We start from the raw sequence: 21,941 nt of genomic DNA on the forward strand, positions 1-21,941 counted from the left end.
GACGATACCGCTTGCTCGGAGGCGCGTTAGTCGGACGTCCATGTGTTCCGGGTTCTCCGCGCCCCGCTCGTGATGACTCTAGGATGCCCTTGTGACCTACCACTCCACTGAGCCGGTCCCCCGGCCCAAGAGCACCGGTGCCGACGTCAAGACGTTCGTCACCGCGGTGCTGCTGACCTTCGGCGTCGGCCTGCTCGGCATGGTCGGCTGGGCCGTGCTGGACAGCGGCTTCGGCGGGTTCCTCGGCCTGGTCGGCGGCGTCTTCGGCGTCGTCTGGTGGCGGAAGATCCACGGCAAGGCGTTCCCGAAGGTGGTCCCGACGAAGTCGGTCGTGATCCTCGCGGTCGTCAACGCCGTGCTGGCGCTGATCCTTCTCCTGACTGCGGGCTGAGCGAGGCCAGCAGGCCGGGCGGCAGCTCGGGCGCCGGCCAGCCCGGGTCCGGGCGGAAGTCGGTGTCCGTGCCGTCGAAGGGGTAGCTGCCGCGTTCGGCCAGCGCGCCGATCCGCTCGCCCTCCGCGCGCAGCCGGTCGAACTGCTCGAGCGTCAGGCGGCCGACCTCGATCGCGGCCTCGGCCTCGTCCTCGTCGTCCCAGCGCCAGCTGCCGTCCGGGTCGACGACGACGTCCAGCACGCCGTCGATGCGGTCCACCCCTTCCGGGCTCCGGCCGAGCGGGACCTCGAGGTTGACGTACCAGTTCGTGAACTTCCCGGCGGCGTCGAAGAACCACCAGACCGAGGACCACTCGTCGTCGGCGATGCGCCGCAGCGTGGACGTGCGGTGCCAGAAGTCGGGGACCGGGACCCGCGGGATCAGGAACCGCTGCTCCAGGGGCGCTTCCGCCATCAAGCGCCCGTCCACGAGCCTGCTGCCCACGATCGGCGTGCCCGCCGGCAGCCAGGCGAGCAGGACGCGGCCGTCGTCGGCGAGGACGCGCAGCGGGTGGACCTGGCCGATCGAGCCGTCCGGGCGGTGGAACCGTTCGACCACGGTCTGCCCCGGCCGCCAGCGTCGATCAGTCACGCGCCCCACTGTACCTGCGGGCGCGCACGCCCAGTAGCAGCTCGGTCACGGTCGCCAGCCCGGCGACGACGAGCACCGGCAGCACCGGCAGCAGGTACGCGGCCACTGCCGCCAAGACCAGCCCGGCGAGCCCCCGCACCCCGGTCCGCGCCCGGACCTCGGTCCCGGCGGCGAGCGCCGGCACGACGGTCGCGACGACGGCGACGGCCGTGAGCAGCGGCTGGAGGGCGTCCGCGTCGGCGGCCGACAGCAGGTCGCGCAGTGAGGTGAGCGACAGGCCGAGCCGGACCGAGCCGAGCTGGTAGAGCGCGGCGAACGCGGCCAGGACGGCGACCGCGCCGAGCAGCAGTACCCGAAGTCCGGCGTTCTCGCGCCCACCCGGTCGCAGGAACGGCAGCACCACCACGGCGGCGACGAGCACACCCGCGAAGTCCGGAGGCTGCAGGCCACCACCGACCGTCGTCACCGGCGTCACGACCACGCACAACGCGACCAGGACGAGCCCGGCGGCGAGCAACAGCCCACCCACGACGCGTACGACGATCGTCGGGATCTTCAGCCCGGCGAACCCCGCCCCGGCGACCACCACCACGAACGCCGCGGCGGCCACTTCCCGGTGCGAGGGGAAGACGTAGGCCCCGAACGCGATCGCGTAGACGGTCACCTCGGCCAGCCGCGCGACGGCGACGACAACCCGGTCCACCAGGGCATCCCCCGGTTCCGGCACCCTCGCCGTCACGCCCGCGGCCACCGCCGCCAGCACCAGGCCGGCGAGCAGCCACCAGCCCGCGCCCGCCGCCCCGGCCGCCAGCGCGACCAGCAGCCCACCGCCCAGCCGCACGCGGCCCTCCCTCTCCCTGTGTTCACCCGTGGTCGGAGTCGTCATTAGCATGGCTCACGATCCCGGCCGGGCCGGTGCCCGGTACCACCGAGAAACGCGCGAGGAGCCAGAAGTGACCGTGCCTAAGCTCGCCCTGTCCGACAACACCGGGGAGGCACTGGCCAAAACGCGCGCCGACGTGGTCGTCATCGGCACCCTGGCCGGCGAGGACGGCCCGGTGCTCGCCCCCGGCGCCGCCGCCGTGGACGCCGCCTTCGACGGCCGCCTGGCCGGCCTGCTGGCCACCCTCGGCGCGAGCGGCAAGGCCGAAGAGGTCGTCAAGATCCCGACGCTGGGCAAGCTCCCGGCGGCCGTCGTGCTCGCCGTCGGCCTGGGCAAGGAAGGCGACACCGTCACCGCCGAGCAGGTCCGCCGCGCCGCGGGCGCCGCCGGCCGCGCGCTGGCCGGCACCGACCGCGCGTTCGTCACGCTGTCGGAGCTCGACCTGCAGGCCGCCGTCGAGGGCACGATCCTCGGCTCCTACGTCTTCACCGCCTACCGCTCCGAGAAGGGCGACGCCCCGGTCGCGAAGGCCGACTTCGCGAGCCCCGCGACGGGGACCGCCCGCGAGCACAAGGCGACGCTGAAGGCGGCCGGCAGCATCGCCGAGGCCGTCATCACCGCGCGCGACCTGATCAACACCCCGCCGAACGACCTGTACCCGGCCTCCTTCGCCGACCGCGCGAAGAAGCTGGCCGAGGACAACGGCCTCGAGTTCGAGGTGCTCGACGAGAAGGCCCTCAAGCGCAAGGGCTTCGGCGGCATCCTCGGCGTCGGCGGCGGCTCGTCGCGCCCGCCGCGGCTGCTGCGCCTGGCGTACAAGCCGGCCAAGGCGGGCAAAAAGGTCGCGCTGGTCGGCAAGGGCATCACGTTCGACTCGGGCGGCATCTCGCTCAAGCCCGCCGCGAACATGGACCACATGACCTCGGACATGTCCGGCGCGGCCGGCGTGCTCGCTTCGGTCGTGCTGGCCGCGAAGCTGAAGTACCCCCTCGAGGTCGTCGCGCACATCCCGCTGGCGGAGAACCTGCCGTCGGGGACGTCGTACCGCCCGGGTGACGTGCTGACCATGTACGGCGGCAAGACCGTCGAGGTGCTCAACACCGACGCCGAGGGCCGGCTGGTCCTGGTCGACGCGATGGTGCGCGCGGCCGAGGAGAACCCGGACTACCTGATCGAGACCTCGACGCTGACCGGCGCCCAGGTCGTCGCGCTCGGCAACCGCACCGCCGGCGTGATGGGCTCGGACGACTTCCGCGACCGCGTCGCGGCGATCATGCAGGCCAGTGGCGAGAACGGCTGGCCGATGCCGCTGCCGGAGGAGTTGCGCGCCGACCTCGACTCGCGCCTGGCCGACCTGGCCAACGTGACGGGCCACCGCTGGGGCGGCATGCTCGCGGCCGGGATCTTCCTGCGCGAGTTCGTCGCCGACGGCCTCGACTGGGTCCACATCGACATCGCGGGCCCGTCGTTCAACACCGGTTCGCCGTGGGGCTACACCGGCAAGGGCGGCACCGGGGTCCCGGTCCGGACGATCGCCGCGGTGCTGGCCGACATCGCCGCCAACGGCTGACCCAGCGATGAAGTGAATGACTCATTCATGTCGTCCGGCGACATGAATGAGTCATTCACGTCGCTTCGGCCGCGGTGATCGAATTGTCGCTTTCGATGTGATCTGAGGCACAGTACCGTGGCACGGTGACGACCGAGCCGGTGGACCGCGACTCCCCCGCCGAAATCGCCGCCGAGCACGACGAAGAACGGCCCGCGCGCGCCCTCTCCCGCGTTCCCGACCGCGTCGTCTACTTCGTCGCGCTCGCCGTCGCGGTGCTCGTGCTCAAGCAGGTGTTCTTCCCGTTCGCCAAGGGCAACCAGTTCTACCTCGTCCTCTTCCTCGGCGTGACGCTGCCGCTGGTGTTCCTCTGCTACCGCCCGCGGCTGCGCGGCCGTGACGATCCGGGCTGGACGGACTGGGCGCTCGCCGTGCTCGCGCTGGCCGTCGGCCTCTACCCCGTGCTCGCCGGGTACGACGACTTCCTGAACCGGCAAGGCATCCTGTCGCCGCTGGACGTCGTCGCCGGTGCGCTGCTGCTCGTGCTGGTCCTCGAAGCCACCCGCCGCACCACCGGCCTGGTGCTGCCGATCGTCTGCCTGCTCTTCCTGGCCTACGCCTACTACGGCGGCTACCTCCCGCAGAACTGGGGCATCGCGCACGCCGGCATCGACTTCAGCCAGATCGTCAACGCGCTCTTCAACGACGCCAGCGGGTTCTACGGCACCCCGCTGGACGTCGCGGGCAGCTACATCGTGCTGTTCACGCTCTACGGCGCGGTGCTCAACGCCTCCGGCGCCGGGCAGTTCTTCGTGGACATCTCGTTCGCCGCGTTCCGGAAGTCCCGGACCGCACCCGGCCGGACCACCGTCCTGTCGGGCTTCCTGCTCGGGACGGTGTCGGGTTCGGGCACGGCGACCGCCGTCAGCCTCGGCTCGATCACCTGGCCGATCCTCAAGAAAGCCCGCTACCCCAAGGAAAACGCGGGCGGGCTGCTGGCCGCGTCGGGGATCGGGGCCATCCTCTCGCCGCCGACGCTCGGTGCCGCCGCGTTCATCATCGCCGAGTACTTGCAGACGTCGTACCTGAAGGTCCTGATCTGGGCGACCGTCCCCACGCTGCTCTACTACCTCGGCATCGTGTTCGCGATGGAAGCCGACGCGCGGCGCTTCAAGGCCGAAGCCGTCGACGTCCCGCACGACGATCCGTGGAAACTGTTGCGGCGCGGCGGTTATCACTTCTTGTCGCTGGCGATCATCGTCGTGTTCCTCGCCCTGGACATCCCGCCGTTCGCCGCGGTCGTCTACGCCACCGGCGTCGCCGCGCTCTTCGCGCTGATCGCCCGCCGCCGTGACGTCAAGGGCTGGGCGAAGGACATGGTCGACGCGCTCTCGGCCGGGGTGCGCGGGGCGCTGCCGGTGATCGCGGTGTGCGCCGCGGCCGGGGTGATCACCTCGACCATCACCAAGACCGGGCTCGGCCTCGAACTCGCGGACGCCCTGGTGGAACTGGCCGGCGCGCTCACCGACAACGGCACGCTCATCCTCATCCTGACCGTGCTGCTTTCGGCGATCGCCGTCGGCGTGCTGGGGCTCGCGGTGCCGGTCACGGCGAGCTTCATCATCGCCTGGGTCGTGATCGGCCCGGCGCTGGAGTCCCTCGGCGTCGCCGACGCCGAGCGCGCGATGTTCATCTTCTACTACGCCGTGTTGTCCGAGGTCACGCCGCCGACCGCGCTCGCCGCAGTGGCTTCCGCGGCGATCACCGGCGGGTCGGTGCTCGGCACCATGTGGCAGTGCTGGAAGTACACGCTCCCGGCGTTCCTGGTGCCGATCGCGTTCGTGCTCACCGACAACGGCGCCGCGCTGCTGCTGCAGTCCGACGCGCTGACCGTCGTCTGGGTGGCGGCCGTCTCCGCGGTGGCCGTCGCCGCGCTCGCGGTCGTGACCGGCGGCTGGCTCTTCGGGCCGGTCACCCTTCCGGTGCGGCTGCTGTTCGTCCCCACCGCCCTGTGCCTGCTCTACCTGGAGCCGGTGCCGATCGCGATCGGTGCCGCGTGCGGCGCCGCCGCGCTGCTCAGCCACGTCGTCATCAAGAGGAGGACAGCATGAAACGCGCAGTCGCCGTCGCCGCGGCGGTGCTCGCTCTGGCCGTCACCGGCTGCGGCGGGAAACAGCAGACCGACCAGGCCGCGCCCGGCGGGGCGCAGTCCTGCGAAGCGGGCGAAGGCCGGATCACCATCGCCACCGGCAACAGCGGCGGCGTCTACTACGTGCTGGGTGGCGGGCTGGCCCAGCTCATCAGCAACAACACGAAGCTGCGCGCGACGGCGGCGGAAACCGGCGCGTCGGTGCAGAACATCCAGCAGCTGGTCGCCGGCAACTACGACGTCGCGTTCTCGCTGGCCGACACCGCGGCGGACGCGGTGAACGGCAAGGGTTCCTTCGCGGGCAAGCCGCAGAAGATCCAGGCGTTGTCCCGGATCTACCCGAACTCGACGCAGGTGCTGGTCCGCACGGACTCCGGCATCGACAGCGTCGCGGACATGAAGGGCAAGCGGATCTCGACCGGCTCGCCCAAGTCCGGCACCGAGGTGATCGCGAACCGCCTGCTGCAGGCGGCGGGGCTCAAACCGGAGTCCGACGTCCAGGCGCAGCGGCTCGACCTGGCCAAGACCGCGGACGGCATGAAGGCGGGCACCCTGGACGGCCTCGTCTGGTCCGGTGGCCTGCCGACCGCGCAGATCACCGACATCACCACGGCGCTCAAGGACAAGGTGAAGTTCCTCGACATCACGCCGTTGCTGCCGAAGCTGAAGGCGGTCAACCCGGTCTACGACCAGGCCGTGATCCCGAAGGCCGCGTACGCCCAGCCGTCGGACGTGCCGACGATCGTCGTGCCCAACCTGCTGCTGGTCCGGGCGGACTTCCCGGCGGGCAACGCGTGCGCGATCACGAAGCTGATCTTCGACAAGCAGGCGGAGCTGGTGAAGGTGCATCCCGCGGCGAAGGAGATCACGAAGCAGCTGGCGACGCAGACCGACCCGGTGCCGCTGCACCCGGGGGCGAAGCAGGCCCTGGGCTAGGGTCGGCGGGGTGCAGGACTACCTCGAAGCGGCGGTCCGCGACGTCCTGACGGCGCCCGAGGCGCGCGTCGACGACCAGGTGGGTTACGCGGCCTTGCTGCTCGCGATCTCCGGCGCCCTCGACGAGGCCGACCGGCTGGTCACGCAGTGGCAGGCCCGCACGGAACGGCCGGTCGACGCGCTCGCCGCGGACCCGGTTCGGGCCCGCGCCTGGGCGATGCTCTTCGAAGCCCGGGGTGTGCGTCCGGACTGGGCCGAGGGCCTGCCGCCGCTCGACCTCGGTGCCGAGGAGCGCGCGCACACGGCTGCCCTGCGCCGCCCGGTCTCCGACCTGGACGGCGTTCTCCCGCCGGGCCTGGTCGCCGAGGTGGTCAAGCACGTCGCGCCGTCGCGCCCGGACCGGGTCCGGACCGCGCTCGCCGAGGCCGACCTGGCTCTTTGGGCTTCACTGGCCGGACCACGCCCGGACGTCGCCGCGCTCGCCGCGACGCGTGCGCTGGCCCCGGCGCTGGTGGCGGGCGCGGACCCCCTCGGCCTGCGCGACTGGGCTCCGAGCTGCGCGGGCGCGCTGATCGCGGCGCTGCACGAGCGATACCCGCCCGACCTCGGCACCTGGCCCGACCTGGTCGCGGAGATCCTGCGGCTGCGCGGCGCGGAACCGGCGGCCGGGCCGCTCCTGCGTCGCCGGGCCACGCTCCCACCCCCGGCGTCGGAAGCGGCGATCCGCTCGGCGGAGCTGCGGCTGGGCGTAGAGCTGCCCGCCGACCACCGCGATTTCCTGCGCACCTGCGACGGCCTGCCCGCCGACGTGGTCTTCCCCCGCCTGCTCGGTACCGCGGACCTGCGCGCCGAGAACGGCGTGGTGGTCCTCAGCGAACCCGCGGGCCTGCTGCTGTCGGCGGGCCACGTCGTCGAGGTCGACCCGGTCCTCGGCACGACCGTCCACGCGTCCTTCCGGGCGGCGCTGGTCAAGCACGCTGCCCTGCTCGCCCAAGCCAGCTAGCTTGGACCGGGTGACCACCCTCACCGTGGAGAAGATCACCCCCGAGAACGTCGCCGCCGCGTGCCAGCTGGCCGTCGAACCACACCAGAGGGCCTTCGTCGCCCCCGTCGCCGTCTCGCTCGCCGAGGCCTACACCCAGCCGGAGATCGCCTGGCCACGGCTGATCCTCGACGACGGCGAACCCGTCGCCTTCGTGATGGCCCGCTTCAACCCGGCGGCCGAGCTCGACTTCTTCCGCTGCGGGATCTGGCGGCTCAACGTCGGCGCCGGCGTCCAGCGCCGCGGCTACGGCCGGTTCGCCGTCGAAACCGTCCTCGACGAGGCCCGGCGGCGGGGCGAAAAGGTCGTGACCGTGCTGTGGCTCCCGGCCGACGGCGGCCCGGAGGGCTTCTACCTCAAGCTGGGCTTCCTCCCCACCGGGCAGGCCCACCACGGCGAGGTGGTCGGCCGGATCGAGCTTTAGACCTGGCCGCGCTTCTTGCGCTCGGTGTACTCGCGCATGCGCTTCGGGTAGCCGACGCGCGCGACCTCGTACACCGGGATCGAGCGGCGGTGGCCGAACTGCTGCGCGGCCTCCAGGCTGCCGATGCGCCGCCGGGTCCACTCGCCGTCGTGGGCGATCAACACCACAGTGGTGTCCGTGATGTTGGTCTTCGGCTCCACGAACGCCTCGACACCCCGCCGCGTGGCCATCCACTCCTCGAGGTGACGGGTGTCCTCGGAGCTGGCTTTCCGCAGCGTACCGGCCCGCTGCCCGCCCTTGGCCCGCCTGCGCAGCGAGTCGAAGAGACCCACCTCGACCACCCTCCCTCACGAGACTTCCGACACTCATTATCCCGATGTCCGCGTGTGGTCGGCGTCGCACACCCGGCTAGCTCGCAGCCCCGTCCGGCGTAGTGACAAGATGGCGAGTGTCGCGCGCGCGGTTATACCGGGCGCGAGCGCGACGACAGAGCATCACCCCACTGCTTGCCGAGGAGTTAATGAAGTGACCGACACCTCCGCCGACCTCGTGATCCTGGGAGGCGGATCGGGCGGCTACGCCGCGGCGTTCCGCGCGGCCGAGCTGGGCCTTTCCGTCACGCTGATCGAGAAGGACAAGCTGGGCGGGACCTGCCTCCACCGGGGCTGCATCCCGACCAAGGCCCTGCTCCACGCCGCCGAGGTCGCCGACGAGACCCGTGAAGCCGAAGCGGTCGGCGTCAAGGCCGTCTTCGAGGGCATCGACATCGCCGGGGTCAACAAGTACAAGGACGGGATCGTCGCCCGCCTGTACAAGGGCCTGCAGGGCCTGGCCAAGGCGCACAAGGTGAACCTCGTCGAAGGCAGCGGCACGTTCGTCGGCGGCACGACCGTCGAGGTGGACGGCACCCGCTACACCGGCAAGAACGTCATCCTCGCCACCGGCTCGTACTCGCGCACGCTGCCCGGCCTGGAGCTCGGCGGCCGCATCATCGCCAGCGAGCAGGCCCTCGCCCTCGACTACGTCCCCAAGAAGGTCGTGGTCCTCGGTGGCGGCGTCATCGGCGTCGAGTTCGCGAGCGTCTGGGCCTCCTTCGGCGTCGACGTCACCATCGTCGAGGCCCTGCCGCGACTGGTCCCGAACGAGGACGAGTTCGCGTCCAAGCAGCTCGAGCGCGCTTTCCGCCGTCGCAAGATCGCCTTCAAGACCGGCGTGAAGTTCACCGGCGCGAAGCAGGACGACAACGGCGTGAGCGTCTCGCTGGAGTCCGGCGAGACCATCGAGGCCGACCTGCTGCTGGTCGCCGTCGGCCGCGGGCCGAACTCGGCGGGCCACGGCTACGAGGAGGCCGGCGTCAAGATCGAGCGCGGCTTCGTCCTCACCGACGAGCGGCTGCGCACCAACCTCCCGAACGTCTACGCCGTCGGCGACATCGTCCCCGGCCTGCAGCTCGCGCACCGCGGCTTCCAGCAGGGCATCTTCGTCGCCGAGGAGATCGCCGGGCAGAACCCGCGCGTGATCGACGAGAGCGGCATCCCGCGGGTCACCTACTCCCACCCGGAGGTCGCGTCGGTCGGGCTGACCGAGTCGCAGGCGAAGGACAAGTACGGCTCGGACGTCACGACGTTCACCTACGACCTCGGCGGCAACGGCAAGAGCCAGATCCTCAAGACCTCCGGCGGGGTCAAGCTGGTCAAGGCCCCGGACGGCCCGGTCGTGGGCGTCCACATGGTCGGCGACCGCGTCGGCGAGCTGATCGGCGAGGCGCAGCTGATCTACAGCTGGGAGGCTTTCCCCGAAGACGTCGCGCCGCTGATCCACGCCCACCCCACCCAGACCGAGGCCCTCGGTGAAGCGTTCCTCGCCCTCGCGGGGAAGCCGCTGCACGTGCACAGCTGACGTCCCACCAGCAGAATCCAGACCACGCAGAACTTGGAAGAGGAGTCAGCGAACGATGGCCTACTCCGTCACATTGCCGGAGCTCGGGGAGAGCGTCACCGAAGGCACCGTCACCCGGTGGCTTAAGCAGGAGGGCGACACCGTCGAGGTCGACGAGCCGTTGCTCGAGATCTCGACCGACAAGGTCGACACCGAGGTCCCTTCCCCGGTGGCGGGCACGGTCGTGAAGATCAGCGCCCAGGAGGACGAGACCGTCGAGGTCGGCGGCGAGCTCGCCGTCATCGACGACGGGTCCGGCGGCGTCCCCGAGTCCGAATCGGACACAGCCCCCGCTCAGGAGGAGCAGAAGTCCGAGCCCGAACCGGAGCCGGAACCCGAGCCGCAGGCTCAGGCCGAAGAGAGCGCGCCGAGCAAGCCGGACACCGCACCGGCCGCCGGTGGTGAAGGCACCGAGGTGAAGCTGCCCGAGCTGGGCGAAAGCGTCACCGAGGGCACCGTCACGCGCTGGCTGAAGGCGGTCGGCGACTCGGTCGAGGTCGACGAGCCGCTGCTCGAGATCTCCACCGACAAGGTGGACACCGAGGTGCCGTCGCCGGTGGCCGGCACGGTGCTGGAGATCCGCGCGGGCGAGGACGAGACCGTCGAGGTCGGCGGCGTCCTGGCCGTGATCGGCGACGCGAACGCGGCGCCGAAGGCCGAGTCCAAGCCGGAACCCAAGCCCGAGCCGAAGCCGGAACCCAAGCCGGAGCCGAAGCCCGAGCCGGTTCAGGAGGCCAAGCCCGAGCCCAAGCCGGAACCGAAGCCCGAGCCGCAGGCCGCCCCCGCGGCCAAGGCGGCCGAAGCGGCCCCCGCCGCCGCGGCGAAGGACGGCTCGGCGGACGGCCCGTACGTCACGCCGCTGGTCCGCAAGCTCGCGTCGGAGCACGGCATCGACCTCGCGTCGCTGACCGGCAGCGGCGTCGGCGGCCGGATCCGCAAGCAGGACGTCCTGGCCGCGGCCGAGGAGAAGCAGAAGGCCGCCGCCGCACCGGCTCCGGCCGCTGCCGCTCCGGCCGCCGCTCCCCCGGCGGCGCCCGCCGCGCGTCCGGCGGCCGCGGTGTCGCCGGAGCTGGCCGCGCTGCGCGGCACCGTGCAGAAGGCCAGTCGGATCCGCCAGATCACGGCCACCAAGACCCGCGAGTCGCTGCAGATCGCCGCGCAGCTCACGCAGGTCCAGGAGGTCGACGTCACGAAGATCGCCAAGCTGCGGCAGCGGGCGAAGGCGGGCTTCAAGGAGCGCGAGGGCGTCAACCTGACGTTCCTGCCGTTCTTCGCGAAGGCCACCGTCGAGGCGCTCAAGCAGCACCCGAACGTCAACGCCTCCTACAACGAGGACACGAAGGAGATCACCTACCACGGCGCCGTGCACCTGGGCATCGCGGTGGACACCGAGCGCGGGCTGCTCTCGGTCGTGATCCACGACGCGGGCGAGCTGAGCCTGGCCGGTCTCGCGCACCGGATCGCCGACCTGGCGGGCCGCGCGCGGGCGGGCCAGATCAAGCCGGACGAGCTGTCGGGCGGCACCTTCTCGATCACGAACATCGGCAGCGTCGGCGCGCTGTTCGACACGCCGATCATCGTGCAGCCGCAGTCGGGCATCCTCGGCACCGGCGCGGTCGTCAAGCGCCCGGTCGTGGTCGCGGACGCCGACGGCAACGACACGATCGCCGTCCGGTCGATGGCGTACCTGCCGCTGACCTACGACCACCGCCTGGTGGACGGGGCCGACGCGGGCCGCTTCCTGACGACGATCAAGCAGCGTCTGGAAGAGGGCAACTTCGAGAGCGAACTCGGCCTCTGACCGCATGACCGCGAAGGGCTCCGCACCAGCTGGTGGGGAGCCCTTCGCGGCGTTCCGGGCCTGGCTCGCCGGCCACCGCGGCGACGTTTCGGTGGTCGCCGAGGACGGCGCCGGGGACCTCCGCTGGTTCTGCGGGGAAACCCTCCGCTCGTTCTTCCCCGGCGACCCGGACCTGACCGCGCGTTTCATCGCCGATCCCGCGTTCCGGCGGGAAGTCCTCGACCGCGTCCGGGGCGAGCCGATCTCCACGGACTTCCCCGAGGTGCCGCTCCCCGGGCTGGGCCTGGCGATCCTGGCCGACGTCCCGGCTTTCGCGCGGGACCTGGGCGTGCGCCCGCGACCGTGATGGGCCACGATCGAAGCATGCGAGTACTGATCGCCGGGGCGAGCGGCTTGATCGGGTCGGCGCTGGGCGAACGCCTGCGGCGCGACGGCCACGAGGTCCGCCGGCTGGTGCGGCGGGAAGCCCGCGAAGGCGGCGAGTTCCGGTGGGATCCGCCGTCGGGCACCATCGCGAGCGGCGCCTTCGAGGGCGTGGACGCCGTCGTCAACCTGGGCGGCAAGCCGCTGTTCCCCGGCCGGTGGAGCGCGATGCGCAAGCAGCAGCTCACCGACAGCCGGGTCGAGCCGACCGAGGTGCTCGCCGAAGCCGTCGCCGAACACGGCATCGGGGTGCTCGTCAACGCGTCCGCCGTCGGGTACTACGGGAACGCCGGTCCGTCCATTGTGGACGAGTCCGCGCCGCGCGGCGGGGGTTTCCTGGCCGAGCTGTGCGACGCCTGGGAAACGGCGACGGCGGGAGCCGGCGACGCGCGCGTCGTGAAGATCCGGACCGGGCTGGTGCTTTCGGCGAAGGGCGGGCTGTACGGCACGCTGCGCCCGCTGTTCCGCCTCGGCCTGGGCGGACGGCTCGGCGACGGCCGCCAGTACATGCCGTGGATCTCCCTCGAGGACGAGGTCGGCGCGATCGTCCACGTCCTGACGCACGACGTCGCCGGCCCGGTGAACCTGACCGGCCCCGAGCCGGTGACCAACGCCGAGTTCACCCGCGCGGCCGGCCGGGCGCTGCACCGGCCCGCGCCGTGGTGGGTTCCGGGGATCGCGCTCAAGGCCGTGCTCGGCCAGGCCGGTGAGGAGATGGCGCTGTACGGGCAGCGGGCCGTTCCGGCGGCGCTGCAGCGGTCCGGGTACGAGTTCCGGCACCGGACCCTGGACAGCGCGCTCGCCGCGGCATGAGTGTCCGGCTGCAGCGGTGGCTCGTCGTCGGCGCGGTGTTCTCCGCCGCGTTCGTCCTGCTCGGCCTGAGCGTCGCGCGGCACCCGCTGTTCCTCGACGTCGCGGTTTCGAACGCGCTGCACGGCGTGTACGCGGAGCCGCTCGGGCGGGTCGCGCAGGCCGGCAGCGACGTCCTCGGCCCGGTGCTCCCCTACGTCCTCGGCGTGGCGCTGCTGGCGCTGGCGCTGAGACGGCGCGAGCACCTCGGATTGTGCGTCCGGCTCGCTGCGGTGCTCCTGCTGTGCCGGCTGACGAGCTTGGTGTTCAAGCCGGTGTTCCTGCGGGCACGCCCGCGCGACTACCCGGACCTGAGCTACCCGAGCGGGCACGTCGTGTCGGTGGCGAGCACGGGGTTCGTGCTGCTCCTGCTGTGCGCGTGGCTGTGGCCGCGGCTGGTCCGCCGCGTGGCGGTGGCGGTCGCGGTGGCGGTCGTGCTGTCCGCCGCCTGCCGGGTCGTGCTCGGCGTCCACTGGGTCACCGACACGATCGGCGCAGTGCTGGCCGTGACCGGTGTCGGGCTGCTCTCAGCGTGTGCCTTGCGGCTGCTTCCGCCGGGTGACGGGCGTAGCCTCGACGGGTGAGTTCTTCCCTGACCTCCTGCCGCGCCAGCACCGAGCCCGTCGACGTCCGCGAACTCGGCACGATCGACTACACCGAAGCCTGGGAGCTCCAGCGGCGTCACCTCGCCGCCCGCGCCGACGGCACCGCGCCGGACACCATGCTCCTGCTGCAGCACCCGTCGGTGTACACCGCGGGCAAACGCACCGAGGCCGCCGACCGGCCGGTGGACGGCACCCCGGTGATCGACGTCGACCGCGGCGGCAAGATCACCTGGCACGGTCCCGGCCAGCTGGTCGGCTACCCGATCGTGAAGCTCGGCGACCCGATCGACGTCGTGCACTACGTGCGGCGGCTGGAGGAGGCGCTGATCCACGTGTGCGACTCCCTCGGCGTGACCAGCGGCCGCGTGGAAGGCCGCAGCGGGGTCTGGATCCCGGCCGACGACCGCGGCATCGAGCGCAAGATCGCGGCGATCGGCATCCGCGTCCAGCGCGGCGTGACGATGCACGGCTTCGAGCTGAACTGCAACGCGGACCTGAAGGCGTTCGACAACATCGTGCCGTGCGGCATCCGCGACGCGGGCGTGACCTCGCTTTCGTACGAGCTGCAGCGGGACGTCACGGTCGAAGCGGTGCTCCCCCTGGCCCGCGACGCCGTCCTGGCGGCGCTGGAAGGCGAGCTGCCGGTGAGCGAGGACCGCTGGCTTCCGCGTCCCGAAGCCCCGAAGGCCGCGGGCGTCACCTTCGCCCTGCAGAACTGAAGCCGTGAAGGCCACCTGTGGACACCAGGTGGCCTTCACGGTGTTCGAAGCCCGGAACTGTCAGACCGTTCCGCTAGCGTGGAAAACGGGGGCTGCTCAGTCCAGCTGCGGCGCGACCTCGGTGGCGATGAGGTCGAGCTGGTCGAGGTCCGAGAGGTCCAGCAGCTGCAGGTAGATCCGGGTGATCCCGGTCTTCTCCCGCCACTGCCCGATCCGGTCGACGACCTCGGCGGGCGACCCCGCGAGACCGTTCGCCCGCAGCTCGGTGACGTCCCGCCCGATGACCGACGCCCGTTGCGCGACTTCGGCGTCGGAGCGGCCGACGCCGATGACCAGCGCCACCGAGCGCAGGATCTCCTTCGGGTCGCGGCCGATCTCCTCCGCCGCCGCGTCGACCCGGGCGAACTGCGCGGCCGCGCTGTCGGCGTCCGCGAACGGCAGGTTGAACTCGTCGGCGAACCGCGCGGCGAGCGCCGGGGTGCGCTTCTTGCCCCCGCCGCCGATGATCACCGGCGGCGCCGGGTGCTGCGCCGGCTTCGGCAGGCCCGGCGACTCCGAAAGCGTGTAGTACTCGCCCTTGAAGGAGTACGTCGAGCCCACCGGCGTCTTCCACAGCCCGGTGACGATCTCGAGCTGCTCGGCGTAGCGGTCGAAGCGTTCCTTCAGCGGCGGCAGCGTCAGGCCGTACGCCTCGTGCTCGGCGTCGTACCAGCCCGAGCCGAGGCCGAACTCGACGCGGCCGCCGGACATCTGGTCGACCTGGGCCACGGAGATGGCCAGCGGGCCCGGGTGCCGGAACGTCGCCGCGGTGACGAGCGTGCCGAGCCGGATCCGGCTGGTCTCACGGGCCAGGCCGGCGAGGGTGATCCAGGCGTCGGTCGGGCCGGGCAGGCCGTCGGCGGAGCCCATCCTCAGGTAGTGGTCGCTGCGGAAGAAGGCGTCGTACCCGGCGGCTTCGGTCGCCTTCGCGACACGCAGCAGGTCGTCGTAGCTGGCCCCTTGCTGGGGCTCGGTGAAGATCCTCAAGTCCACGAAGTCAGCCTATAGAGACGTCGGGTTCGGTGCGCCGCAGCCGTACCAGCATGCGGACGATGACGTCCTCGATCTCGGCGCCGACCTTCTTGGGATCGGGCGAACTGGCGATTTCGGTCGCCGCGCTCGACAACGCGCCGAACAGCAGCCGGGCGGTGACCTCCACCGGGACCGGCTCGACCTCCCCCGCGTCGATCAGCGACTGCAGGCCGGAGCGCACGAGCCCGAAGCTGCACCGCTCCTCGGCCTCCCGCCAGCGTTCCCAGCCCATCACCACCGGTGCCTCGTGGATGGCGATCCGCTGGTAGGCGGGGTCGAGGCACGCGCGGATGAACGCGTTGAGGCCGCCGAGCGCCCGTTCCCACGGCGTGCCCTCGCCGGTCATGATCTTGTCGAGCCGGTCGTAGACGAGGCCTTCGACCTGCTCGAACGCGGCTTCGAACAATGCCTGCTTGCCGCTGAAGTGGTGGTACAGCGCGCCTTTGGTCACCCGGGCGCGTTTGGCGATCTCGTCGAGCGAGGTACCCGCGTAACCGCGTTTGGTGAACAGTTCGACCGCGCTGTCGACCAGCGCGGACCGGGTCGACTCGGAATAGTCGAGTCGTCTGGACCTCATTGTCGCCACCTTCACAACCTTACGCCCGGAGAATCTCCCCATACCCATGGTATGTTCGCCGTGTCAGGTCCGTACCGGGAGTATGCCGCAAACCCGTGGTATGACCCGGCCCACGGAAGGGGAGCCACAGATGAGCTGGACCGACTTCTACCGACGTCAGGAAATCCTCGAAGCCGCCGTCCGCCTGGCCGCACGCAACCCGGGCGCGCCGCTGCCGCTCGAGGAGGTGCCCGGTGCCGGAGAGCACTTCGGCACCGAGGAGAACCTCCTCACCGCCCTGCAGTACCAGTGGACGCGGACGCTGAGCGGGCGCCTGCGCACCGAGGTCGTCGACCCGGACGACGCCGACGGCCTCGGCGACCACGTCGACGCCGTCACCCGCGCCTGGCGCGCCGCTGTCGAGGAGCACGCGGACCTGCGTGCCGTCCTCGACGGTGCCTACGAGCGGCACGCGTCGCTGCGCCGGATGCACGAAGGCGAGCTGCGAATGCTCGCCGTCACGGCCGGGCTGGCCGACCCGCGCGAGCCGGCCGAGGAGATCGTCAAGGTGGGCCACGCGCTCGAAGCGCTGCTGCGCGCGAACCGTCAGGAAACCGGCCGTCGCCGTCCTGTCATGGGACATCTTCGCCGCCTGCTCGCGCCCAGTGCGTAACAATCGAGCCAGCGGCGCGAAGCGCCTCCGTTGAGGGCGGCGGCGGGGGCATGGATGGAGTTAAGTAAGCGCATGACGCGTTGGAGCGAAGCCGACATCGCCGACCAGACCGGCCGGACCGTCCTCGTCACCGGAGCGAACTCCGGTTTGGGCCTGCGCACCGCCGAAGTCCTCGCGGGCAAGGGGGCCCGCGTGCTCCTCGCCTGCCGCTCCGCCGAGCGCGGCGCGAAGGCCCTCGAACAGATCCGCGCAGCCGCCGCGGGCGCCGCACCCGAGCTCATCCCGTTGGACCTGAGCGAGCTCGCGTCGGTGCGCGCGGCGGCCGTGTCGGTGCGGGAACGCACCGGCGACGCGCTGGACGTGCTGGTCAACAACGCCGGCGTGATGGCGACCGCCCGCGGCCGCACCGCCGACGGCTTCGAGCTGCAGTTCGGCACCAACCACCTCGGGCACGCGGCGCTGACCTGGCTGCTGCTGCCCGCCCTGCGCGGCGGACGGCACGCCCGCGTCGTCACCCTGTCGAGCGTCATGGCCATCGGCGCGCGGATCGACCTCGAAGACCCCAACGCCGACCACCGCCGCTACAACCCGGCGACCGCGTACGGGCAGTCGAAGCTCGCCAACCAGGTGTTCGCCGTCGAACTCGACCGGCGGCTGCGCGCGGCGGGCGACGACGTCCTCAGCGTCGCCGCGCATCCCGGGTACACCTCGACCGGCCTCGGCGGCGGCATGGCGCGGACGTACACCAACCCGGTCGTCCGCTCGATCATCGCCGGCGGCCACCGGATCGGCGAGGCCCTGTTCGCCCAGAACGTCCGCCAGGGCGCGCTGCCGCAGCTGTACGCGGCCACGGCGGACGACGTCGCGGGCGGCGACTACATCGCCCCCGGTGGCCTCGGCGGGCTGCGCGGCAGCCCGGTCAGGACGCGCCCGCTGTCCGCCGCGCGCAGCGAGTCGCTGGGGGCGAAATTGTGGGACGTCACCGCGAAGCTGACCGGCGTCACCCCCGATCCCGCTTAGCCCGGACGGGCGTACGGTTGATGCCGTGAGTGCTGCGCCTGAAGGCCGGAAGCTGTTGCGTCTCGAGGTTCGCAACAGTGAGACGCCGATCGAGAAGAAGCCGTCGTGGATCAAGACGCGGGTGCGGATGGGGCCGGAGTTCACGGAGCTCAAGGGTCTGGTGCGCCGCGAGGGTTTGCACACGGTGTGTGAGGAGGCCGGTTGTCCCAACATCTATGAGTGTTGGGAGGACCGTGAGGCGACGTTCTTGATCGGTGGGGATCAGTGCACGCGGCGGTGTGACTTCTGTCAGATCGACACCGGGAAACCGGCTGAGCTGGATCGCGCTGAGCCGCGGAAGGTCGCGGAGTCGGTGCAGGCTATGGGTCTGCGGTATTCGACGGTGACCGGGGTGGCGCGTGATGACCTGCCTGATGGTGGTGCGTGGCTGTATGCGGAGACGGTGCGGCAGATTCATGCGTTGAACCCGGGTACGGGTGTGGAGTTGTTGATTCCGGACTTCAACGCCGACCCTGGCCAGCTCGCTGAGGTATTCGGGTCGCGGCCGGAGGTCCTTGCCCACAACGTGGAGACGGTGCCGCGGATTTTCAAGCGCATCCGTCCGGGTTTCCGGTATGCGCGGTCGTTGGAAGTGATCAGTGCGGCGCGTGAGGCCGGTTTGGTGACGAAGTCGAACCTGATCTTGGGTATGGGTGAAACCGCCGATGAGGTGGCTCCGGCGATGCGGGATCTGGTGGATGCGGGGTGTGAGATCTTGACGATCACGCAGTATCTGCGTCCTTCTGCTCGGCATCACCCGGTGGACCGGTGGGTGAAGCCGGAGGAGTTCGTGGAGCATTCGAAGGCGGCCGAGGCGATGGGCTTCGCCGGGGTGATGGCGGGGCCCCTGGTCCGGTCGTCGTACCGCGCCGGACGGCTCTACGCGCAGACCAAGGCCCACCGCGGCGAGGTCCTGCCGGAAAACCTGCAGCACCTCGCGGCCGAAGGTCCCGCGGCTCAGGAAGCCGCGTCGCTCCTGGCGCGGTGACGCACGTCACCACACCATCCTTAAAGGATCGGTAAAGTGGGTCGCATGGCCCTGGTTTCGGACCTTCTCAGCTGGCTGCAAGGACTCCCGGAACCGGGGCTCGTCGCGGTGACCGGCGCCCTGGTGTTCGCCGAATGCACGATCGGGCTGGGTTTCGTGGCCCCGGGCGAGTCCGGGCTGCTCATCGCCGCGACGACGGCGAACACCGTCCCGCGGTTCCTGGTGCTGTGGACGGTCGTCACCCTCTGCGCGACGGCGGGCGACGCGCTCGGCTACCTCGTCGGCCGCCGCTTCGGGCCGCGGCTGCGTGAGACGAAACTGATCCGCAAGTACGGCCTCGACGCTTGGGACAAGGCCACCGCGGTCCTCGAACGCCGCGGCGCCCGGGCGGTGTTCTTCGCCCGGTTCCTGCCGGTGATCCGGACGCTCACCCCGGCCGCGGCCGGCACGGCGGGCCTGCCGTTCCGCAAGTTCCTGCCGGCCGCCGCGGCGGGCGCGTTCTGCTGGTCGCTGGTCCACATCAGCATCGGCGCGGCGCTGGGCGAAGCCGCCAAACGCATCGAAGGCGTCCTGAACACGGGCGGCTTGGTCGTGGTCGGCCTGCTCGCCGCGATCGGCGTGGTCTTCCTGCTGCGTCTCAAGAAGCGCAAGGCACTCGCCGAGCCCGAGCGTGAGCCCGAACGCGTGCCCTGACAGCCCGCCCGACCTGCGGGCTTACTACATTCGGCGGTATGAGTCTCGCGGATCTCCCCCGGCCCGTCGGCTTCGTCCTCGGCGGGGGCGGCAGCCTCGGCGCCATGCAGGTCGGCATGCTGCGCGCCCTGACCGAAGCCGGGCTCGCGCCGGACCTCGTGACCGGCACGTCGGTCGGCTCGCTCAACGCGGCCGTGCTGGCCCTCTCCGGCGGCGACGCGCTCACGCGGCTGCACGGCATCTGGGCCCACATGACGCGCGACGAGGCGTTCCCCGGCGGCGTGCTGAGCCGCGTGCGGACGCTGACGCAGAGCAAGACGCACCTGTTCCCCAACACCGGGCTGGCGAGGATCATCGCCGACCACATCGGCGCCGAGACCCGCTTCGAGGACCTGGCGCTGCCGCTCGGCGTCGTCACGACGCAGGTGGAAACGGCCGAGCCGCTGCTGATCCGGTCCGGGCGCCTGCTCGAGCCGCTCCTGGCCAGCTGCGCCATCCCGGGGATCCTCCCGCCGGTCGAGCACGAAGGGCGGCTGCTGTACGACGGCGGTCTCGTCGCGAACGTGCCGATGCGGCAGGCCCTCGCCATGGGCGCGAAGTCGCTGGTGGTGCTCGACTGCGCGTTCCCGGGGAAGATGCCCGGCGCACCACGGACGTTCGCCGAGGTGATGATGTTCACCGCGATGATCAGCATGCGGAACCAGGCCGTGCTGGAAGCGCCGCTGGCCGCGGCCCAGGCGCCGGTGCTGTACCTGCCGGGCCCGGCGCCGGTGCGTGTGAACCCCCTCGATTTCGGGCACACGGAAGCACTGGCGGAACAGGCGTACACGGCGGCGCGGGAGTACCTCGACGAGGTTTCGGTGAGCGGGCCGGGGCTGTACGGCGCCCCGGGGCTCGTCATGACGTGATCCGCGTCACGCCGATGCACCGATCCGCCGGTAAGGACGTCATCGCTATCGCGTAGTTTTGATGACGAATGCCCGCCGATCCCAATTCCCCAAAAAGAGATAATATGCTCCCCAAGAAGATTTTACTTTCGGTCGCCGGAATCCTCGCCGGAGCACTGCTGCTTTCCGCCTGCTCGTCCGGTGACGACGGCGGTTCGCCCGCCGGCGGGGCACCGGCGTCGGGGTCCGCCTCACCGTCCGCGACACCGGTCGCGGTGACGTTCGAACCCGCGGGCGGCACGGGTGTGAACCCCGCGACGCCGATCGTCGTCAAGGCGGCCAACGGGAAGCTCCTCGACGTCACGGTGACCAACACCGCCAAGGGGAAGACGGTCGCCGGCAAGCTCGCGGACGACGGGTCGAGCTGGACGTCGAGCGAGCCGCTCGGCTACGGCGCGACGTACAAGATCGTCGCGCACGCCCAGGGCGCCAACGGGCAGCCGATCGAGCAGGACAACCAGATCAGCACGATCGCGCCGAAGAAGCAGGCGAACGCCAACCTGATCCCGGCCCCGGCCGCGGTCGCGAGCACGGGCGTCGGCGTGGGGCAGCCCATCGTGTTCAGCTTCGGCAAGGTCGCCGTCAAGAACAAGGCGGCGGTCGAGAAGGCCCTGACGGTCGAGTCGACCCCGAAGCAGGACGGCAGCTGGTACTGGATCGACGACTCGAACGTCCACTACCGCCCGAAGGAGTACTGGAAGGCCGGCACCACGCTCAAGGTGTCGGCGAAGATCTACGGCGTCGACTTCGGCGGCGGCGTCTTCGGCGCCGAGGACCGGACCGAGACGTACAAGGTGCACGATTCCTGGATCGCGAAGGCGGACGGGAACAGCGAGCAGATGCAGATCTTCCACAACGGCGCCATGGTCAAGTCGATGCCGATCTCGATGGGCAAGGACGCGACGCCGACCCACCTGGGCGCGCACGTGATCTCGGACAAGCAGGCGAACTACACGATGGACTCGTGCACGTACGGCGTCTGCCCGCCCGACCCGAAGGCGTACCGCTCGAACGAGAAGTTCTCCGAGCGGATCTCCAACGACGGCGAGTTCGTCCACGAGAACCCGAACAGCGTGGGCCAGCAGGGCAGCTCGAACGTCTCGCACGGGTGCATCAACCTGAACGACGCGAACGCCCAGTGGTTCTTCCAGAACATGGGCCTGGGTGACGTCGTGGAGGTCACCAACTCCGGTGGCCCGCAGCTCCCGGTGTGGGACCTGTACGGCGACTGGACGAAGTCCTGGGCCGACTGGCAAGCCGGCTCCGCCATCAAGTAACCCACCTTCCCGTCAAGGGGGTCAGGAGCTCCGCTCCTGACCCCCTTTCCTTTACCCCCACCACCCGACCCTCCAGGCACGCGACCCGACCCTCCAGGTACGTGAGTCGACCCTCCAATCACACGTGATGCCTCCTCAATCACACGTGATGCCCCTTCAATCACGCGAGATGCCTCTCCGATCACGTGAGTTCCGCGCCTGGACCCGTGTGATCCAGGCCGGAACTCGGGGAGCGGGACGGTCGGTTCGCGTGCCCGGAGGGTCGGGTCGCGTGCCCGGAGGGTCGGTTCGCGTGCCTGGAGGGTCGGCTCGCGTGATTAGGGGGTCGACACGGGGG

General features: G+C 71.0%; 23 protein-coding genes. 18 read left to right on the forward strand and 5 right to left on the reverse strand.

Translation table 11 applies throughout. From position 1 onward, the window contains the following. Positions 1–91: 91 nt before the first annotated feature. Entirely contained in the window at positions 92–391 is a 300-nt protein-coding gene (locus CF165_RS43020; protein WP_093953346.1) for a hypothetical protein, read from the forward strand. Here CF165_RS43020 and CF165_RS43025 read toward each other — a convergent pair. Continuing rightward, positions 348–1,022 (reverse strand): ribonuclease FAU-1 family protein, encoded by a 675-nt coding sequence (locus CF165_RS43025; protein WP_205661153.1) that lies wholly within the window; start codon positions 1,020–1,022, stop codon positions 348–350. The two genes, CF165_RS43020 and CF165_RS43025, sit on opposite strands and share 44 nt — an antisense overlap. Then, entirely contained in the window at positions 1,015–1,863 is an 849-nt protein-coding gene (locus tag CF165_RS43030) for a hypothetical protein (RefSeq protein WP_093953348.1), read from the reverse strand. The genes CF165_RS43025 and CF165_RS43030 overlap by 8 nt, the downstream gene beginning before the upstream one ends. A gap of 112 nt (positions 1,864–1,975) precedes the next feature. Here CF165_RS43030 and CF165_RS43035 point away from each other — a divergent pair, with 112 nt between their 5' ends. From CF165_RS43035 to CF165_RS43055, 5 genes are all read left to right on the forward strand, one after another. Further along, on the forward strand, positions 1,976–3,475 hold the full coding sequence (locus CF165_RS43035) for a leucyl aminopeptidase (protein WP_093953349.1): 1,500 nt from the start codon (positions 1,976–1,978) through the stop codon (positions 3,473–3,475). A 125-nt stretch (positions 3,476–3,600) separates the two neighbouring features. Beyond that, positions 3,601–5,565: a TRAP transporter permease gene (locus CF165_RS43040; RefSeq protein ID WP_093953350.1), complete on the forward strand. Its 1,965-nt coding sequence runs from the start codon at positions 3,601–3,603 to the stop codon at positions 5,563–5,565. Further along, positions 5,562–6,539, forward strand: coding sequence for a TAXI family TRAP transporter solute-binding subunit (locus tag CF165_RS43045; RefSeq protein ID WP_093953351.1), 978 nt, complete (start codon positions 5,562–5,564; stop codon positions 6,537–6,539). The genes CF165_RS43040 and CF165_RS43045 overlap by 4 nt, the downstream gene beginning before the upstream one ends. A 10-nt stretch (positions 6,540–6,549) precedes the next feature. After that, complete coding sequence (locus CF165_RS43050; protein WP_093953352.1) at positions 6,550–7,542, forward strand: SMI1/KNR4 family protein; 993 nt, start codon at positions 6,550–6,552, stop codon at positions 7,540–7,542. Positions 7,543–7,552: 10 nt separating this feature from the next. Beyond that, positions 7,553–8,005, forward strand: a complete 453-nt coding sequence (locus tag CF165_RS43055) for a GNAT family N-acetyltransferase (protein ID WP_093953369.1) — start codon at positions 7,553–7,555, stop codon at positions 8,003–8,005. Here the strand turns inward: CF165_RS43055 and CF165_RS43060 are convergent. Next, complete coding sequence (locus CF165_RS43060; protein WP_014466777.1) at positions 8,002–8,346, reverse strand: hypothetical protein; 345 nt, start codon at positions 8,344–8,346, stop codon at positions 8,002–8,004. The genes CF165_RS43055 and CF165_RS43060 overlap by 4 nt on opposite strands. A 184-nt stretch (positions 8,347–8,530) precedes the next feature. Between CF165_RS43060 and lpdA the strand changes: the two genes are divergently transcribed. Genes lpdA through lipB form a run of 6 tightly spaced genes read left to right on the forward strand, consistent with a single transcriptional unit; the run spans position 8,531 to position 14,340 of the window. Further along, complete coding sequence (gene lpdA, locus CF165_RS43065; protein ID WP_093953353.1) at positions 8,531–9,904, forward strand: dihydrolipoyl dehydrogenase; 1,374 nt, start codon at positions 8,531–8,533, stop codon at positions 9,902–9,904. 55 nt (positions 9,905–9,959) lie between these two features. Continuing rightward, complete coding sequence (gene sucB / locus CF165_RS43070) at positions 9,960–11,744, forward strand: 2-oxoglutarate dehydrogenase, E2 component, dihydrolipoamide succinyltransferase (protein WP_093953354.1); 1,785 nt, start codon at positions 9,960–9,962, stop codon at positions 11,742–11,744. A 4-nt stretch (positions 11,745–11,748) separates the two neighbouring features. Next, positions 11,749–12,090, forward strand: a complete 342-nt coding sequence (locus CF165_RS43075; protein ID WP_093953355.1) for a hypothetical protein — start codon at positions 11,749–11,751, stop codon at positions 12,088–12,090. A gap of 17 nt (positions 12,091–12,107) precedes the next feature. Continuing rightward, positions 12,108–12,980 (forward strand): TIGR01777 family oxidoreductase, encoded by an 873-nt coding sequence (locus tag CF165_RS43080; RefSeq protein ID WP_093953356.1) that lies wholly within the window; start codon positions 12,108–12,110, stop codon positions 12,978–12,980. After that, positions 12,977–13,600, forward strand: coding sequence for a phosphatase PAP2 family protein (locus CF165_RS43085; protein WP_093953357.1), 624 nt, complete (start codon positions 12,977–12,979; stop codon positions 13,598–13,600). Before CF165_RS43080 ends, CF165_RS43085 begins: the two co-directional genes overlap by 4 nt. Further along, the gene (gene lipB, locus CF165_RS43090; RefSeq protein WP_093953358.1) at positions 13,597–14,340 is read left to right on the forward strand and encodes a lipoyl(octanoyl) transferase LipB; all 744 of its coding nucleotides are present in this window, start codon (positions 13,597–13,599) and stop codon (positions 14,338–14,340) included. The genes CF165_RS43085 and lipB overlap by 4 nt, the downstream gene beginning before the upstream one ends. Before the next feature lie 96 nt (positions 14,341–14,436). Here the strand turns inward: lipB and CF165_RS43095 are convergent, their stop codons facing one another. Together CF165_RS43095 and CF165_RS43100 are read right to left on the reverse strand one after the other, a co-directional pair. Then, positions 14,437–15,372: an LLM class F420-dependent oxidoreductase gene (locus CF165_RS43095; protein ID WP_093953359.1), complete on the reverse strand. Its 936-nt coding sequence runs from the start codon at positions 15,370–15,372 to the stop codon at positions 14,437–14,439. A gap of 4 nt (positions 15,373–15,376) precedes the next feature. After that, positions 15,377–15,988 (reverse strand): TetR/AcrR family transcriptional regulator, encoded by a 612-nt coding sequence (locus CF165_RS43100; protein WP_093953360.1) that lies wholly within the window; start codon positions 15,986–15,988, stop codon positions 15,377–15,379. A gap of 130 nt (positions 15,989–16,118) precedes the next feature. Here CF165_RS43100 and CF165_RS43105 point away from each other — a divergent pair, with 130 nt between their 5' ends. The 6 genes from CF165_RS43105 (at position 16,119) to CF165_RS43130 (ending at position 21,604) form a co-directional block, all read left to right on the forward strand. After that, positions 16,119–16,640, forward strand: a complete 522-nt coding sequence (locus CF165_RS43105) for a hypothetical protein (RefSeq protein ID WP_093953361.1) — start codon at positions 16,119–16,121, stop codon at positions 16,638–16,640. Between the two features lie 72 nt (positions 16,641–16,712). Further along, a complete protein-coding gene (locus tag CF165_RS43110) occupies positions 16,713–17,660 on the forward strand; it encodes an oxidoreductase (RefSeq protein ID WP_093953362.1) in 948 nt (315 codons plus the stop codon). Between the two features lie 25 nt (positions 17,661–17,685). After that, positions 17,686–18,687 carry a lipoyl synthase gene (lipA, locus tag CF165_RS43115; protein ID WP_093953363.1) on the forward strand — a complete coding sequence of 334 codons (1,002 nt, stop codon included), beginning with the start codon at positions 17,686–17,688 and terminating at the stop codon, positions 18,685–18,687. A gap of 45 nt (positions 18,688–18,732) precedes the next feature. Continuing rightward, positions 18,733–19,380 (forward strand): DedA family protein, encoded by a 648-nt coding sequence (locus CF165_RS43120; protein ID WP_093953364.1) that lies wholly within the window; start codon positions 18,733–18,735, stop codon positions 19,378–19,380. Between the two features lie 38 nt (positions 19,381–19,418). Then, positions 19,419–20,288, forward strand: a complete 870-nt coding sequence (locus CF165_RS43125) for a patatin-like phospholipase family protein (RefSeq protein WP_093953365.1) — start codon at positions 19,419–19,421, stop codon at positions 20,286–20,288. Between the two features lie 104 nt (positions 20,289–20,392). After that, entirely contained in the window at positions 20,393–21,604 is a 1,212-nt protein-coding gene (locus CF165_RS43130) for a L,D-transpeptidase (RefSeq protein ID WP_093953366.1), read from the forward strand. Positions 21,605–21,941: the final 337 nt, after the last annotated feature.

This window comes from Amycolatopsis vastitatis (assembly GCF_002234595.1).
GTDB lineage: Bacteria > Actinomycetota > Actinomycetes > Mycobacteriales > Pseudonocardiaceae > Amycolatopsis > Amycolatopsis vastitatis.